The organism is Nocardia sp. CA-119907, assembly GCF_050955995.1.
Lineage (GTDB): Bacteria > Actinomycetota > Actinomycetes > Mycobacteriales > Mycobacteriaceae > Nocardia.
The window spans coordinates 758,306-773,661 of sequence record NZ_CP192091.1; the positions used below are offsets into that span (position 1 = coordinate 758,306).

At 66.4% G+C, this 15,356-nt stretch carries 16 protein-coding genes; 9 read left to right on the forward strand and 7 right to left on the reverse strand.

Translation table 11 applies throughout. From position 1 onward, the window contains the following. Positions 1-206: 206 nt before the first annotated feature. A complete protein-coding gene (locus ACQP2D_RS03565; protein ID WP_433682292.1) occupies positions 207-824 on the forward strand; it encodes a hypothetical protein in 618 nt (205 codons plus the stop codon). A 99-nt stretch (positions 825-923) separates the two neighbouring features. Here ACQP2D_RS03565 and ACQP2D_RS03570 read toward each other — a convergent pair whose 3' ends face one another. The 5 genes from ACQP2D_RS03570 to ACQP2D_RS03590 all read right to left on the reverse strand — a co-directional run bounded on the left by ACQP2D_RS03570 (position 924) and on the right by ACQP2D_RS03590 (position 5,268). Then, positions 924-1,370 carry a hypothetical protein gene (locus ACQP2D_RS03570; RefSeq protein WP_433682293.1) on the reverse strand — a complete coding sequence of 149 codons (447 nt, stop codon included), beginning with the start codon at positions 1,368-1,370 and terminating at the stop codon, positions 924-926. Between the two features lie 132 nt (positions 1,371-1,502). Next, complete coding sequence (locus tag ACQP2D_RS03575; RefSeq protein WP_433682294.1) at positions 1,503-1,856, reverse strand: UBP-type zinc finger domain-containing protein; 354 nt, start codon at positions 1,854-1,856, stop codon at positions 1,503-1,505. Continuing rightward, positions 1,856-3,358 (reverse strand): ATP-binding protein, encoded by a 1,503-nt coding sequence (locus tag ACQP2D_RS03580; RefSeq protein ID WP_433682295.1) that lies wholly within the window; start codon positions 3,356-3,358, stop codon positions 1,856-1,858. Before ACQP2D_RS03580 ends, ACQP2D_RS03575 begins: the two co-directional genes overlap by 1 nt. 14 nt (positions 3,359-3,372) lie before the next feature. Continuing rightward, positions 3,373-5,040 carry an FAD-dependent oxidoreductase gene (locus tag ACQP2D_RS03585; RefSeq protein WP_433682296.1) on the reverse strand — a complete coding sequence of 556 codons (1,668 nt, stop codon included), beginning with the start codon at positions 5,038-5,040 and terminating at the stop codon, positions 3,373-3,375. Between the two features lie 21 nt (positions 5,041-5,061). Beyond that, entirely contained in the window at positions 5,062-5,268 is a 207-nt protein-coding gene (locus ACQP2D_RS03590; protein ID WP_433682297.1) for a hypothetical protein, read from the reverse strand. 190 nt (positions 5,269-5,458) lie between these two features. Between ACQP2D_RS03590 and ACQP2D_RS03595 the strand changes: the two genes are divergently transcribed. Beyond that, positions 5,459-5,914: an SRPBCC family protein gene (locus ACQP2D_RS03595; protein ID WP_433682298.1), complete on the forward strand. Its 456-nt coding sequence runs from the start codon at positions 5,459-5,461 to the stop codon at positions 5,912-5,914. A 54-nt stretch (positions 5,915-5,968) separates the two neighbouring features. Then, positions 5,969-6,661 carry an SIMPL domain-containing protein gene (locus ACQP2D_RS03600; RefSeq protein WP_433682299.1) on the forward strand — a complete coding sequence of 231 codons (693 nt, stop codon included), beginning with the start codon at positions 5,969-5,971 and terminating at the stop codon, positions 6,659-6,661. An 18-nt stretch (positions 6,662-6,679) separates the two neighbouring features. Here the strand turns inward: ACQP2D_RS03600 and ACQP2D_RS03605 are convergent, their stop codons facing one another. Next, positions 6,680-7,708 carry a beta-ketoacyl-ACP synthase III gene (locus tag ACQP2D_RS03605; RefSeq protein WP_433682300.1) on the reverse strand — a complete coding sequence of 343 codons (1,029 nt, stop codon included), beginning with the start codon at positions 7,706-7,708 and terminating at the stop codon, positions 6,680-6,682. 223 nt (positions 7,709-7,931) lie between these two features. On the opposite strand from ACQP2D_RS03605, the gene ACQP2D_RS03610 reads away from it, so the two are divergent. From ACQP2D_RS03610 to ACQP2D_RS03635, 6 genes are all read left to right on the forward strand, one after another. Further along, positions 7,932-8,204 carry a GlsB/YeaQ/YmgE family stress response membrane protein gene (locus tag ACQP2D_RS03610; RefSeq protein ID WP_433682301.1) on the forward strand — a complete coding sequence of 91 codons (273 nt, stop codon included), beginning with the start codon at positions 7,932-7,934 and terminating at the stop codon, positions 8,202-8,204. Between the two features lie 102 nt (positions 8,205-8,306). Then, complete coding sequence (locus tag ACQP2D_RS03615) at positions 8,307-9,029, forward strand: phosphatidylserine decarboxylase (protein WP_433682302.1); 723 nt, start codon at positions 8,307-8,309, stop codon at positions 9,027-9,029. Continuing rightward, entirely contained in the window at positions 9,026-9,943 is a 918-nt protein-coding gene (locus tag ACQP2D_RS03620) for a CDP-alcohol phosphatidyltransferase family protein (RefSeq protein ID WP_433682303.1), read from the forward strand. Before ACQP2D_RS03615 ends, ACQP2D_RS03620 begins: the two co-directional genes overlap by 4 nt. Positions 9,944-10,014: 71 nt before the next feature. After that, the gene (locus tag ACQP2D_RS03625; protein WP_433682304.1) at positions 10,015-11,073 is read left to right on the forward strand and encodes an RNA polymerase sigma-70 factor; all 1,059 of its coding nucleotides are present in this window, start codon (positions 10,015-10,017) and stop codon (positions 11,071-11,073) included. A gap of 82 nt (positions 11,074-11,155) precedes the next feature. Continuing rightward, positions 11,156-12,247 (forward strand): NAD(P)/FAD-dependent oxidoreductase, encoded by a 1,092-nt coding sequence (locus ACQP2D_RS03630; RefSeq protein ID WP_433682305.1) that lies wholly within the window; start codon positions 11,156-11,158, stop codon positions 12,245-12,247. A gap of 121 nt (positions 12,248-12,368) precedes the next feature. Next, complete coding sequence (locus tag ACQP2D_RS03635; protein ID WP_433682306.1) at positions 12,369-13,106, forward strand: Clp protease N-terminal domain-containing protein; 738 nt, start codon at positions 12,369-12,371, stop codon at positions 13,104-13,106. Between the two features lie 181 nt (positions 13,107-13,287). On the opposite strand, the gene ACQP2D_RS03640 is transcribed toward ACQP2D_RS03635, so the two are convergent. Then, positions 13,288-15,345: an NAD(+) synthase gene (locus tag ACQP2D_RS03640; protein WP_433682307.1), complete on the reverse strand. Its 2,058-nt coding sequence runs from the start codon at positions 15,343-15,345 to the stop codon at positions 13,288-13,290. Positions 15,346-15,356: the final 11 nt, after the last annotated feature.

Genomic DNA, 15,356 nt, shown 5'->3' on the forward strand with positions numbered 1-15,356 from the left:
GGCTCGGCTCGAGCAAATGTAGGGCATTCCTCATGTGGCCCGACCGCATCCCGAATCGATACATGAAAGTGTGCATAGCTAAACTTCGGCAATTGTCAGTGATTTCATGACTGACGAACCCCGATGTGCGACAACGAATTCCGCACGCTAACGTTCTGGTCCCGCCCCTTGTCGGGCGGGACAACAAAGTGGAGGGAATTCAAGAAATGAAGTTCGGAAAGATCACTACTGCTGTCTTCATGGCCGTCACCGCGGTGGGGATTACCGCGGCCACCGCCAATGGGCAGCCCGCCGTGGCGACTGACCAGCCGGCGGCAGTGACCCAGGGGGACGTGACTTCTGGTAATGCACACGGAATCAACTACCACACAACGGTTTCCCCAACTGATAAGACCATCACCTGGGCGGTTGACAGTGGCCGGTTCGAGCTCGCCTCGGACGGTGCCGCAGTGCTGCTGAAGTCCGACGACGGCGTGACGGTGGACCAGGTGCCGCTGCACTCCGAGGTCGCGGGACTCCCGATCGCGATGAGCCAGCAGATCAGCGCGGACGGCCACACCCTCGCGCTGAATTCGACGATGACCCCGACGGACACCGCGAAGCTGAAGGACATTGCGGGGCTGAAGGACATCAGCTCCTACGACCGGCTCATGGAGCAGGTCAACAAGAACCTGCCGGGCATCGTCATCGGTGCCGTCATCGGGGCCTTCATCCCCTTCCTGTGGATCATCAGCATCCCGGCCGGTGCGCTGATCGGCGGATACGTCATGGGCGGCCAGGAGTTCCTCGACGCCGTGATCGCGTTCGCCACCGGTCAGCCCTGATAGTCGCGCCATGAGCAGAACGCGCGTACACAGCGCCTGCCCGCTGTGTACGCGCGTTCTGTGTATGTGCCGTTGGTGCTGCGACCGAGCAGCGCGGCCCTACTTGTCCTTTTCGACGATCCCGGCAGCCACCGCGACCGGGGTGTCGGCGTAGGTGGGGGCCAGGCAGACGAGTTTGGCGGTGCCGAGGGCGACATTCGGGCTGCCCTCGAACGCACTGCCCGGATTCTCCGCGAGCACCTTCTCGATCAGCCCCTTCTCCTCGGTGCTGTCCAACTTCTTGAACTCACCGCAGGTGGTGCTCGACGCTGGGCCGAGCGAGGAATTGCCCGCCGTGGGCTTGGTGGTGGTCGGTGCGTCGGCGTTCGTGGTCGGCGCGGTGCCGGTCGGGCGCGCGGCCGTGGTGCTCGCGGGCGCACTCGTGCCCGTCGCGCCCTTGCGTAGACCGTTCGCGTCGGTACTGGAATCGTCCGAACTGCCACATCCGGCCAGCGCGAAGGCCACCGCCCCGGTGGCCAGGGCGATGGCGGTAACTCGCTTGATCACGTGCGTTCCCCGGTAACTCGCGGCACCGGAGTCTCCGGCGCGTCCGGTGCAGGGTACCGGGTTGGATCGGCTGGGTGTCATGGAGCCCACAGTGCGGTGCGCCCCTTGCGGTTTTCCAAACGATCCCTGATGTCAGTGGATATGCTCCTGCCAGTCGGCGGGCACCCGGCCGCGCGGACCCGGCACCGGCTGGTCCACCGGATGATGTGTCGGCGGCGCGAGTTCCGGTCCGCCGCTGTACATCTCGTCGGAGCGGAAATCGAAGAACCAATCCTCGCCCGGCTCATAGCTCTGGATGAACGGGTGCCCAGTGTCCTTGGCATGCTGGGAGGCGTGCTGCTCCGGTGAGGTGTCACAGCAGCCGATGTGCCCGCACTGCGCGCACCGGCGCAGGTGGACCCACCAGCCATTGGCCGCTTCACATTCCATACAGCCGGGACCGCTGGGCGCGACTGCCGGGTCGATGCCATCCAGTTCCTGCGTCATCACTGACCTCCTGTATCGGCTACGGACTGCGCCTCGATGTCGTCGGTTTCTTCGGGGCGGTGCAGCGGGAGCCACACGGTGAACCTGGTGTTGCCCGGCTCGGAGTCGAGCTGAATATCGCCGTGGTGTTTGTTCACCACGATCCGAAACGAAATATCCAGGCCGAGACCGGTGCCCTCGCCCACCGGCTTGGTGGTGAAGAACGGTTCGAAGATACGGCTGCGCGCCTCCGCGGGCACGCCGGGCCCGGTATCGCCGATTTCGATAACGGCGCAATCGTTTTCGTGCCGGGTGCGGATGGTCAGCGTGCCGCTACCGTTCATCGCGTACACCGCGTTATCGATCAGGTTGGTCCACACCTGATTCAATTCCGCCGCGTAGCAGGGCACTTCCGGCAGCGTGCGGTCGTACTCCTTGACCACCTTGACACCGTCGCCGATCTTGCGACTGAGCATCACCAGCGTGCTGTCGAGTAGGTCATGGATGTCGACCACCTGGAACGGCGCCCGGTCCATCTGCGAATACTGCTTGGCCGCACCGATCAAGGTGGAGATGCGGGTGGTCGAGTCGGCGATCTCGTTCATCAGCAGTTCGGTCTCGATGGTGTAGTTCAGCCACCGGAACGCCCCCTGGAACACCTGGGCCGGGCAGCCCTCCAAGGTGGCCGAAACCCGTTCCAGCCAATCCACATCGAAGCCGGCCTGGACGAAATTCGGCGCCAGATTCCAGCCGTCGTCGATCCCGTGGTCCTCCAGCCATTCACTGAGGATGTCCTCGCGCTCGGCGGCCTCCAGGGTCGTCAGCTCCGGTGCCTTCGCGACCTGGGCCGCGGCCTCCTCCTGCAGACGCACCAGCGCCTCCAGGGATGTGGTGTCGAATTTGCCCTGGGCCATCATCGCCAACTTGTGCCGCATGCCGGCGATCCGATCGCGCAATCCGGCGGTGGCGCGCACCGCGGCGGCGGCCGGATTGTTCAGCTCATGGGTCAGGCCCGCCGACAGCGAGCCCAAGGCGAGCAGCCGTTCGCGCTGGTTGATCCGCTCGAGATTGTTGCGGTTACCGAAGAACGCGCCCTCGAGCAGATGCACCGCCATCGGGAACCACTCGTGCATCATCCGCGAGAAGGAGCCAGCGTCGAGTACGAAGAACCGCGACCGCCGGGTCACATACATCGAGGCGGTGTAGTTCTGGTCGGCCTTGTCGCCGAGGTAGGCGGTCCACGCACCCGCGTACGCACCGCGATAGTCGGTGCGCGACATCTCGATCTCCGCACCGCCGGAGAGCTTGGTCAGCTGCACCTCGCCGTCGATCATGACGTAGAAGCAGGTGGCCGGATCGCCCTCGCGGAAGACCAGGCCCGGCTCGACGATCTCGATGCGTCCGTCGGCACACAGCAGCTCCAGCTGTGCATCGGTGAGCTTCTCGAACAGAAAGAGGCTGCGCAGTTCCTCGGGATCGCAGACCAAATGGCTGCTGCGCTCCGCCGTCTCCCTCGAATTCATGGTCCAGCCTCCTATCACGCCAGGTACCGGTGCACGAGCATGACCGCCATCGCGCCTTCACCGACCGCCGACGCCACTCGCTTCGCCGAGTCGGCATGTACGTCACCCGCCACGAACACCCCTGGCACGTTGGTCTCCAGATGGTGGGGCGGTCTGGGTAGCTCCCAGCCCGTCGGTCTGGCCCCGTCGACGAGCAGATCGGGACCGGCGAGCACATAGCCCGCCTCGTCCCGCTTGATCACTCCGTCGAGCCAGTCGGTCTGCGGTGCGGCGCCGATGAACAGGAACAACCGTTCGGCCTCGGCTTTTTCTTCCGCACCGGTCGCGTTATTGCGCAGCACGATCCACTGCAGGTGATCCTCGCCGTCGGCGGCGGTCACCTCGGTATTGGTGTGCACGCGAATATTCGGTATCGCGGCGATCTGCTGGATCAGATAGTGCGACATGGACTTGTCCAACGAATCAGCGCGGACCACCAGATGCACCGTGCGCGCGTTGCGGGACAGGAACACCGCCGCCTGACCCGCCGAATTCGCCCCGCCGACGATGTAGACATCGTGGTCGGCGCATTCGGAGGCCTCCGTCATGGCCGATCCGTAATAGACCCCGCGCCCGGTGAAATCGTCCACACCAGGGGCGGGATGGCGCCGGTAGTCCACACCCGTTGCGATGATGACCGTATGCGCGCAGAGCCGCCCGCCGTCGGCGAAGCGCACGGTGCGCGCGGATCCGTTCACCTCGAGCCCGACCACCTCGCGCGTGGTGATCACCTCGGCCCCGAATTTGGCGGCCTGGCGCCGCGCCCGGTCGGCCAGCTGCGCGCCGGACAAGCCGTCCGGAAAACCGAGGTAGTTCTCGATGCGCGAACTCTGTCCGGCCTGTCCGCCGGTCGCGGTGCGCTCCACCAGCACGGTGCGCAGTCCCTCGGACGCGCCGTACACCGCGGCGCCGAGTCCGGCCGGTCCACCGCCGACCACGATCAGGTCGTAGAAGTCGCCGGTCGGATTGGTGGTGAGACCGACACTTTCGGCGAGTTCGCCGTCGCTCGGCTGCACCAGCGCCTGCCCGGCCGGGGTGATCACCACCGGACAGATATTGGGGTCGGCGCCGGCCGCCTCCAGCAGCCGTGCGCCCTCCGGCTCCTCAGCCAGATACCAGCGGTAGGGCAGTTGATTGCGCGCCAGGAACTCGCGCACCTCCGATGACCGCGGCGACCAGCGATTGCCGACCACCTTGGTCTCGGTGACGGGTTTGTGGTCGTTGCTGCGCCAGGCCTCCAGTAGTCCGTCGAGCACCGGATACAGCTTCTCCTCCGGTGGATCCCACGGCTTGAGCAGATAGTGGTCCAGGTCGACGACATTGATCGCATCGATAGCGGCACTGGTATCGGCATAGGCGGTCAGCAGCACCCGACGCGCGTACGGGTGCAGATCCATGGCCTGCTCGAGGAATTCGATGCCGTCCATGCCCGGCATCCGGAAATCGGCGATCAGTACCGCGACCGGCTGGCCGCGCAGTTTCATCTCACGCAGGGCGTCGAGCGCCTCCGCGCCCGATTCCGCGCGCAGAATCCGGTAATCGGCCCCATAACGGCGGCGCAGGTCGCGCACGACCGCACGGGAGACCCCCGGATCGTCGTCGACACTGAGGATGGCCGGCTTCGTAGCAGCGGGTGAAGTCACATATCGAGTATGGAATGCTCGTCAAACTCGATGTTCGCGCACCAAGTCGAGTTCGTTGGGGGTGAGCAGGCGCTCCAGTCGTTCTTCCTGCACGATCTTGCGCTTGCCGCGCGGCGCGGCGAAGCCCTTGGCGGCGATGCCCTTGGCGGTGGTGAGCTCGGGTTCGATAGCAGGAAGCAGCGGGACCTCGTCCGCATGTCGACGATGTAAGAGTGAGCGCAGTTTCACGGCCGATCACCTCACGCTGGACGGAAAAGCTTGTGGCAGTGTCTGATGCTTCGTCTATCCAATATTGTGCGCGCGCTATTACAAGGGCCGGCAAACAAATCGTGAAAAAGTGACCCATTCGTCTTCCAACAGCCGCCGTCTAGGATGTTGCCTAATCGTCAAGTAGTGCTAGAGGTTCCCGGAGGCAGCGTTGCCGAAAAATATCGAAGCCGCTATCGACATCGCCGCGCCGCCGGAGCGGGTGTGGGCCGTCGTCTCCGATCTGAAGCGCATGCGGGAGTTCAGCCCGCAGTGTGTGCGGATGGTCGCGCTCGGCGCGCCGAAGGCGGGCACTTGGACGATCAACCTCAACACCGACGGCAAGAAGTACTGGCCGACCACCGCGCGCATTGTGCGCTATGAGCCCAACCAGGCCTTCGCATTTCGCATCAACGAGAACTACAGCGTATGGAGCTACACGCTGGAGCCGACCGCCACCGGCACCCGGCTGGTCGAACGCCGCGATGTGCCCAATGGCACCAGCTGGTTCTCCCGCCGGGCCATCGATGCCGCGCTCGGCGGCGAGGCGCCCTTCGAGGAACTGCTCGAACGCGGGATGCGGGAAACGCTCGACAAGATCAAGACTGTGGTCGAGGCGACCGTCTGATCGGCGCAGTGTGTTCTACCGCGCACGGCCGCGCCGGATGCGTAGGTTGCGACTATGCGACCCAATACGCGTTATTCGGTAGTCATTGTCGCCGTGGCCGGTTCGGCCCTGCTGTTCACCGGATGCGGTAAATCCGATTCGGCGCCCGAGCGCGAGGTCACGGTGGTCGGCACCGGTCAGGTCCGCGGTGCCCCCGATACCCTGAACGCCGATCTCGGTGTCGAGGTGAACGCCGACAACGTCTCTGCGGCCATCTCCGGCGCCAATGAAAAGTCCAAGGCGATGACCGATGCCATGGTCGCCGCCGGACTCGGCCGCGAGGATGTGCAGACCAAGGACGTCTCCGTCCAGCCGCAGTACGGTCCGGACGGACGCGTCATCTCCGGCTACCGGGCCACCAACTCGGTGCATATCGTGATCCGCGATCTGTCCAAGGCTTCGGCGATCCTGGACGCCGGAACCAAGGCGGGTGGCAATGAAACCCGCATGCGCGGAGTATCTTTCGCGATCGAGGACAATTCGAAGCTGCTCGCCGACGCGCGCTCGCGCGCCTTCGCCGACGCCAGGTCCAGGGCCGATCAGTACGCGGTGCTGGCCGGGATGAAGCTGACCGATGTCATCACCATCAACGAGGCCAGCAGCCGCGAAGACACCAACCCGAAGGCCGGTGCCCCCGAGTCGTTTCAGTTGGAACCCGGCACCCAGACGGTGACCTTCACCGTGAAGGTCACCTGGGGCCTGGGCTGAATTCCTACCGCGAGATTGCTATTGCCAGTTCGGCAGTGTGACAACCTGTGCGGCATAGGACAGACCCGCGCCGAAGGCGATCAGCAGCGCGGTATCGCCGGGCTTGGACTCACCGTTGCGCAGCAGCGCCTCCATGGCCAGCGGAATCGAGGCGGCCGAGGTATTTCCGGTCTCCTCGATGTCGTTGGCCAGCGCGCAGTGCTCGGGCAGTTTCAGCACCCGGGCCATGATCTCGATGATCCGGCCATTGGCCTGGTGCGGAATCATCGCGTCCAGGTCGTCGGTGGACAGGCCCGCGCGATCGATGGCGTCGCGGCACACCTTTTCCAGTGAATGTGCGGCCCAGCGGAATACCGCCGTTCCTTCCATCGCGAGATAGGGCCGCACCGCGTCCAGGCCCTTCTCGTCGATTTCCCGGAAGTACTCCATCCAGTCCTTGTCCTGGCGGATCGCGTGGTGCTGGGTGCCGTCCGAACCCCACACCGTCGGGCCGATGCCCTGCTCCTCCGATGGGCCGACCACTACCGCTCCCGCGCCGTCGGCGAACAGGAATGCGGTGGAGCGATCGGTCGGATTCACGGTGTCGGTCAACTTCTCGACCCCGATCACCAGCACATGCTGGGCGGTTCCGCAGCGCACCAGATCCGAGGCCATCGCGAGTGCGTGACAGAAGCCGGCGCAGCCCGCCGAGACGTCGAAGGCCGCCGCCCCGTTCATCCCGAGCTCGGTCGCGATCCGCGGTCCGGCGGCCGGGGTGAGCAGCAGGTGGGTGGAGGTGGCCACAATGACGCAATCGACCTGGTCGACCTCGACGCCTGCGGATTCGAGTGCGTCGCGCGCGGCGGCGACACTCATGGACTGGATGGTCTCCTCCTCCGAGGCGAACCGCCGGGTCTTGATGCCGGACCTGGTGCGGATCCACTCGTCACTCGAGTTGATCGGCCCGGCCACTTCGTCGTTCGTGACGATTCGGGCGGGGCGGTATACGCCGAGCCCGAGGATCGCCGTGTGCTCTGACCCCGTTGTCTGGGCGATTCGAGCGGCCATTGTGCGTCTCCTATGTACCTGCGGCGGCGCCGCCGGGTTGTACCCCGAAGCATCGAAATGAGTCCCTCATCGGCCCACTACCTACGTCCCCGTAGACATGAGGCCCCCTCATATTAGCCCGAGGTGCGCGGAATGGGCGTGCGTATTCTCACATTCGGCGGGTATACCCTCGAAGCACGCCCTGTGGTGCGGCGCTGCGCCCAACTAGTGATTCGAGGACACCATGCTCGGACTCGGGATTATCGGGTGGATCATCATCGGCGGTCTCGCGGGCTGGATTGCCAGCAAGATCATGAAGACGGATGCACAGCAGGGCATCCTCCTCAATATTGTGGTCGGCATCGTCGGAGGGCTACTCGGCGGATTCCTGCTGAAGCTGCTCGGTGTCGATGTCGAGGGCGGCGGCCTCTGGTTCAGCTTCTTCACCTGCCTCGGTGGCGCGGTGATTCTGCTGTTCCTGGTCAGGCTGGTCACCGGACGTAAAGCCGTGCACTGAGAGCGGGTGCCACAGGCTCCGTTCCCGTAAGGTGTGAACGCTTGCGCCGGACCTATCGTTGAGGGGCGCAATACGTCTGCATCGAGTACGAAAGAGGAGCCTGTGGCACGCCGTCCCACCCCGCCCGGCACGCCCGAAACGACCGGAGTCGGCCATGTCGTCGATCTGGTCCGGGCCGCGATTCCCCCGCTACACCCCGCCGGGCTGCCCTTTGTCGCTGCGCCGCTCGCGGTCGCCGTGCTCGGCGGTAAGCGCAAGTGGGTGCGGCGCACGGGTTTGCTGGCCGCCGCGGCCTGCGCGACCTTCTTCCGGCATCCGAACCGGGTGCCGCCGAACCGGGCCGGTGTGGTCGTCGCCCCGGCCGACGGTGAGATCGCCCTCGTCGATACCGCGGCGCCGCCCGCGGAACTGGGCCTCGGCGATGCGCCGCTGCCGCGGGTGAGCATCTTTCTTTCGGTGCTGGACGTGCATGTGCAGCGCACGCCGATCTCCGGGAACGTGCGCACGGTACTGCACCAGTCCGGTCACTTCCGTTCCGCGGATCTGCCCGAGGCCAGTGCGGTGAACGAGCGCAACAGCATGGTTATCGACACCCCGGGCGGCGCGCAGATCGTGGTCGTGCAGATCGCGGGTCTGCTGGCGCGGCGCATCGTCTGCGACGCCCAGGTCGGTGACAAACTCACCATTGGCGATACCTACGGCCTGATCCGTTTCGGCTCCCGCGTCGACACCTACTTCCCGGCGGGCACCGAACTGCTCGTCGAACCCGGACAGCGCACGATCGGGGGCGAGACTGTGCTGGCCGTACTTTCGACCGACTCATGATGGAGCAGGCCCTGCCAACAACACCGCAGCGAAGGCGCCGGACCATCCGGCTGTTGCCGAGCATTGTGACAATCCTGGCGCTGTGCGCGGGACTGTCCGCGGTGAAGTTCGCCCTGGACGACAAACTCGATATCGCCCTGGCGATGGTCGGCGCGGCTGCGGTGCTGGACACGCTCGACGGACGGCTGGCCCGGATGCTGGCCGCCACCACCAAAATGGGCGCGGAGCTCGATTCGCTCTCCGACGCCATTTCCTTCGGTGTCGCGCCGGGTCTGGTGCTGTATATCGCGTTGCTCGACAGCAACAGCGTGGGCTGGATCATCGCGCTGGTGTTCGCGGTGAGCATTGTGTTGCGGCTGGCCAGGTTCAATACGCTGCTCGACGATGACACGCGACCGGAGTGGTCGCGTGAGTATTTCGTCGGTGTGCCCGCTCCGGCGGCGGCGCTGATCGCGCTGGTGCCGATCGGACTGTATGTGCAGTTCGGTGACGGTTGGTGGGTCGGCTTCTATGAGGTCGCGGCCTGGACGGTCTTCGCGGCGGCACTGGCGGTCAGCACCATTCCGACGCTGGCGATGAAGTCGGTATCGGTGGCGCCACAGGCCGCGGCCGGACTGCTGGTGCTGACCGCGCTCGCCGCGGCGCTGCTGGTCACCTATCCGATCGTCTTGCTGTTGGTGCTGGTCGCGGTGTACCTCGGGCATATCCCGTTCGCCTGGCATTCGCAGCGCTGGGTGGCCGCGCGTCCGGAAACCTGGCAGCACAAACCGTCCGAGCGTCGGGCCCAGCGCCGGGCACAGCGGCGGCGGCCCGCGATTCCGCGTCCGGCGATCCGCGGGGCAGCGATCCGTGGGGCGAGTCGGTTGCGGCTGCGCAGTCCCGGTAAGGAGCGCCGGGACGATCTGGCCGACTGAGTCCGTCTGGCATTTCTTTAGGAATCATCAAGACCCGGCGGGAATGCTACGGCTATGAGCGAGGCGCAGTCATGAGCACTCTTGCGGCGCTCGGGGGTTTCGGGCCCTGGGGGTTCGATCTTGATCGGGCTTTCGGTCGTGGCTGGACCATCGGATCGCCCGCTGAACTCCCCGGGGCCGCGGCGATCCCGACCGGTACCGTCATCTCCAGCGGCCGAGCACGGAAGAAGGTGGCGGTGGAACCGGACGGATTGCGCGAATTCCAGGCGCATCGGCCGCGCCTGTTCGCGCTCGCCTATCGGATGCTCGGATCCGCGACCGAGGCCGAGGACGCGGTGCAGGAGACCTACCTGCGCTGGGACGGCGCCGATCGCGCCAGGATTCGCTCTGCCGAGGCCTGGCTGAGCACCGCGATCGTGAATCTGTGCCGGACCTGGCTGGTTTCGGCGCGGGCCCGCCGCGAGACCTATGTCGGGCCGTGGCTGCCGGAGCCGGTGCCGACCGCGCGCGGTGAGCTCGGGCCATTGGAGTCGGTGGAGGAGCGCGAGCTGGTATCGCTGGCGCTGCTGACGGCGCTGGAGCGGTTGAACCCGATCGAGCGGGCCGTCTTCGTATTGCGCGAGGCATTCGGCTACGCCCACCGGGAGATCGCGGACATGCTCCCGGTATCCGAGGCCAACTCCCAGCAGATCTTCCGTCGGGCGAGTGTGCGGGTGCGCGAGGGCCGACCGCGCTTCGATGTTCCGGCCGATCAGGCCCGCGAGCTGATCGAGCGCTTCCTGAAGGCGGCGCGCGTCGGGGATCTGCAGGCGCTGGAGGGCATGCTCGCCGCCGACGTCACCTCGACCGCGGACGGCGGTGGGCTGGTCACTGCGGGCCGTCGGCCGGTCGTGGGCGCGGCCGCGGTCGCGCGCTACCTGGCCGGTCTGTTCCGCTGGGAGGTGCCGGGCATGGTGATCACGCTGGAGGAGATCAACGGTGCGCTGGCGGTCGTTGTCCGGTTGGCGGGGGAGCCGGTCTTGGTCGTGGCCGTCGACATCCTCGACGAGGTGGTGACCGCGCTGCGTTTGATCGTCAATCCGGAGAAGCTGTCCTATGTCGGCCGGGTCGACGGGGCGGCCGCACAGTGACGCGGGTCATGTCCGACAGCTGTCAGGGATCGGAGGGCTGCCCAGTCTAAGGGGTGTCGGCCGATCGAAAGGGAGCCACATCATGACCGGACAGCATCGAATCGTCATCCTCGGCGCCGGATACGCGGGATTGGCGGCGGCCCGCAGACTGGCGCGCACCGCGCGCGAGGCCCACATCACCGTCGTCGACGCCCGCGCGAACTTCATCGAACGGGTGCGGCTGCACCAGTACGCTGTCGGACAGTCGGTCCAGGAGTGGGATCTGCGAGACCTGCTCGAGCCCAAGCAGATCCAGTTCGTGCGCGCTCGAGCGAACGGTATCGACACCGCGAGTAAGCAGGTAATCCTCGACGACGCGCGGGCCCTCGACTACGACTCGCTCATCTACGCACTGGGCAGTACAAACGACGCCGACGTGCCGGGAGTGGCGGAGCACGCGTATTCCGTTGCAACGCCGGAGGATTCGCAGCGACTGCGGACCGGCATCCCATCGGGTCCGATCGTAGTGGTCGGCTGCGGTGCCACCGGCATCGAATTGGCGGCGGAACTGGCCGAGTGCCAACCGGATTCGCAGGTGGTGCTGCTCGGCTCGGAGGCACCGGCCTCCTGGCTTTCCCTGCGGGCGCAGCGGCATGTGCGACGGGCGCTCGAGCGACTCGGTGCCGAGATCCGTTCGGAGGCCAAGGTTATCGAGGTGACGTCGGATGGTGTGCGGTTGGCCGACGGCTCCGCCCTCGCGGCCGCGGCGACCGTGTGGACCGCGGGGTTCGGCGTACCGGATCTCGCACAGCGAGCGGGGCTCGCGGTGGACGGACATGGCCGGGTGCTGACCGATGCGACATTGCGCTCGCTATCCCATCCCGACGTGTACGCGGCCGGTGACGCCGCGGTGGTCGCCGGTCCCGGCGGCCGGGACCTGCGGATGGCCTGCGCGACCGCGCTGCCGACCGGTAAGTACGCGGCCGATGTCGTGGTCGCGCGCCTGACCGGTCGCGAGCCCCGTGAGCTGCGGTTCCGGTACTACTTCCAATGCATCAGCCTGGGCCGTCGTGATGGGGTCGTCCAGTTCCTGCACCACGATGACGCCCCGGCGCGGACCGTGCTGACCGGCCGGACGGCGGCCTGGTTCAAGGAGCAGATCGTCCAGGGCGCGGGGCGAGCGGCGCGTCCCTGACGGTGCTCGACGTGCCGTTGAATCGCATTGTGCCCAGCGGTGTTCCGATGCGCGCCCCGATCTTCGGCCGATCGTCAACTAGTGGTTGACGAAGCTCGGATCGTCAACTTATGGTTGACGCATGACAATCAACATACGACTCGACGATCTGATCGAGGGCATCAAAAAGGCACGTCCCGACAATGTGCTCGACCAACTGTCCGATGCGGTGGTCGCGGCCGGACATCTCGGCGAAGTGGCCGATCATCTGATCGGCCACTTCGTGGATCAGGCCCGCCGCTCGGGCGCCTCGTGGACCGATATCGGCGCCAGCATGGGCGTCACCAAACAGGCGGCGCAGAAGCGGTTCGTGCCGAAGGGGCCGGGTGATCCGGCCGAAGCCGCGGCCATGGATCCCAATGCGGGCTTCGCGAAGTTCACTCCGCGGGCGCGGAAGATGGTGGTGGCCTCCCAGGAGGCGGCTCGCGCCTCCAGCAATCTCGAGATCGGCGTCGGACATCTGGTGCTGGCCCTGCTGTCGCAGCCGGAAGGCCTCGGCGCCCGGGAGATCACGGCGCAAGGGGTGGAACTCGACGTCGTCCGGGATGCGGCGACGGCGGTCATCGCCCAACAGCCCGCCGATCCGGCGAAGGTGCCAGCGCTCATTCCGTTCGGAGCCGAGGCCAAGAAGGTGCTGGAGCTGACCTTCCGTGAGGCACTTCGGTTGGGACACAACTACATCGGCACCGAACATGTCCTGCTCGCACTGCTCGAACAGGAGAATGGTTCCGGAATTCTGTCCGATCTCGGCATCGATAAGGCGAAGGCCGAAGCCGATCTGGCCGAATTGCTTTCGGTGATCGCCGCCGAGAAGTCATGAACGGCCGGGCCGCGTTCGCCGCCGGACGACGTCGAATTGCCTGGATAGTCATCGGCATTCGGTGCGCACACGCGGCCAGGGCACGGCAGCGGCGCGCCGTTCGCTCGCGCGGGGTATCGGTGCGGCGCGGCTCCCGGATGTCGGTTCCGGTGCGATACCGCCCGCCCGTCGCAGCCTGAACTCAGTGGTCGGGCACGTTGCGGGCGAGTTCGTCCAGCCAGGCCGCGGCGGAGGCGTCGCTGGGGGCGCGCCAGTCGCCGCGCGGCGAAAGTGAGCCGCCCGAACCGACTTTCGGGGCATTGGGCAGGGTGGAGCGCTTGAACTGGCTGGTCTGGACGAAGCGGCGCAGGAATTCGGCCAGCCAGTATTTGATCGTCGGCAGGTCGTAGGTATTGCGCTGGTCGGCCGGGATGAGGTCCGGCCAGCCGCCGCGCTCGCGCTCGGCCCAGGCATGGCGGGCCAGGTAGGCGACGCGGCTCGGACGGTAGCCGAAGCGCAGCAGGTAGTAGAGGTGGAAGTCCTGGAGTTCGTAAGGGCCGACGGTGGCCTCGGAGCTCTGGCCCGGCGCGGTGGTGTCGTCGCTGGGCACCAATTCCGGCGAGATCTCGGTCTGCAGAATCGATGACAGCACCTTGCCCGCCGCATCGCCGAACTGGTCGGTGTCGACGGCCCACGCGATCAGGTATTTGATCAGCGTCTTCGGTACCGAGGCGTTCACGCTGTAATGCGCCATATGGTCGCCGACACCGAAAGTGCACCAGCCCAAGGCGAGTTCACTGAGGTCGCCGGTGCCGACGACGATTGCGTGGTGCTGATTGGCAAGGCGGAACAGATGTGCGGTGCGCTCGCCTGCCTGCACATTCTCATAGGTGACGTCGTACTGCGGAACACCCTCGGCGGCCGGGTGTTTCAGGTCGCGCAGCATCTGGGTGGCGGATGGGCGGATATCGATTTCCTCGGCGGTCACCCCGAGCGCGGCCATCAGCGCGTGCGCGTCGGTGCGGGTCCGGGCGCTGGTCGCGAAGCCGGGCATGGTGTAGGCGAGCACATTCGTCCGCGGCAGCCCGAGCCGGTCCATGGTCTTGGCCGCGACGATCAGTGCCTGGGTGGAGTCGAGTCCGCCGGAGACGCCGATGACAACGCGCTGGCTGCCGGTGGCGCGCAGGCGGGTGCTCAGCCCCTCGACCTGGATGTGGTGCACCTCCGCGCAGCGTTCGTTGCGCGCCCTCGGATCGCTGGGAACATAAGGAAAGCGCTGGATTTCGCGCCGCAGCGGCAGTGTGCTGGTCGGGACGGGCAGCTCCACCTCGATCCGCCGCAGCCGGATCAGCCGGTCGCGGTGATCGTGCACATTGTCGGCGAAGCTGGTGGTACGGATGCGGTCCGCGGCCAGCCGCTGCAGGTCGAGATCCGCGGTGACCAGCTGGGCATGGTCGCTGAAGCGTTCGCCTTCAGCGAGCAATTCGCCGTTCTCGCACACCAGTGCCTGTCCGTCCCAGGCCATATCGGTGGTCGATTCACCATGTCCGGCAGCCGAATACAGATAGGCGGCCAGATAGCGCGCGGAGTGCGATGTGCACAGCGCGCGCCGGTAGTCGGCCTTGCCGATGACGATATTGCTCGCCGACAGATTGACCAGCACCGTCGCGCCGGCCAGCGCGGCATATCCACTGGGCGGCAATGGCACCCAGCCGTCCTCGCAGATCTCCAGATGGAATACGAAGCCGTCGACATTGGTCGCGGTGAACAGCAGATCGGCGCCGAAGGGCACCCGCTGCCCCGTGATCGTGATGTGGTCGTTCAGGGCCTCCCGGGCCGCCGCGAACTGGCGCTTCTCGTAGAACTCGCGATAGTTCGGCAGGTAGCTCTTCGGTGCCGCGCCGAGCACGGCACCGCGGCAGATCGCGATCGCGCAGTTGAACAGCCGGCCCTGTGTCCGCACCGGTGCCCCGACCACCAGCACCGTATCGATCTCCGCGCTCGCGGCCACGACGCGTTCGAGTGCCGCGTCCACCGCGTCGGCCAGCGCGTCCTGGTGGAACAGATCGTCGGCGGTATAGCTGGACAGGCCGAGTTCGGGGAAGACGGTCAGCGCCACACCGTCGGCGGCCGCTCGCCGCGCCAACTCCAACGTCCGCTCGGCGTTGTACGCGGGATCGGCGACCCGGACCCGCGGCACCGCGACCGCCACCCGCGCGAACCCGTGCCGGTAGAGCGAGTCGAACGGCAATTCGGGCACGGTCGTCCCCC

What these genes read in the sequence shown, in the direction of transcription:
- ACQP2D_RS03575 (WP_433682294.1), bottom strand. Translation starts at nt 1,856, where the DNA reads ATGACGCAGGAACTGGATGGCATCGACCCGGCAGTCGCGCCCAGCGGT.
- ACQP2D_RS03605 (WP_433682300.1), bottom strand. Translation starts at nt 7,708, where the DNA reads ATGGCCGCTCGAATCGCCCAGACAACGGGGTCAGAGCACACGGCGATC.
- ACQP2D_RS03600 (WP_433682299.1), top strand. Translation starts at nt 5,969, where the DNA reads ATGCGACCCAATACGCGTTATTCGGTAGTCATTGTCGCCGTGGCCGGT.
- ACQP2D_RS03580 (WP_433682295.1), bottom strand. Translation starts at nt 3,358, where the DNA reads ATGAATTCGAGGGAGACGGCGGAGCGCAGCAGCCATTTGGTCTGCGAT.
- ACQP2D_RS03620 (WP_433682303.1), top strand. Translation starts at nt 9,026, where the DNA reads ATGATGGAGCAGGCCCTGCCAACAACACCGCAGCGAAGGCGCCGGACC.
- ACQP2D_RS03565 (WP_433682292.1), top strand. Translation starts at nt 207, where the DNA reads ATGAAGTTCGGAAAGATCACTACTGCTGTCTTCATGGCCGTCACCGCG.
- ACQP2D_RS03610 (WP_433682301.1), top strand. Translation starts at nt 7,932, where the DNA reads ATGCTCGGACTCGGGATTATCGGGTGGATCATCATCGGCGGTCTCGCG.
- ACQP2D_RS03635 (WP_433682306.1), top strand. Translation starts at nt 12,369, where the DNA reads ATGACAATCAACATACGACTCGACGATCTGATCGAGGGCATCAAAAAG.
- ACQP2D_RS03630 (WP_433682305.1), top strand. Translation starts at nt 11,156, where the DNA reads ATGACCGGACAGCATCGAATCGTCATCCTCGGCGCCGGATACGCGGGA.
- ACQP2D_RS03625 (WP_433682304.1), top strand. Translation starts at nt 10,015, where the DNA reads ATGAGCACTCTTGCGGCGCTCGGGGGTTTCGGGCCCTGGGGGTTCGAT.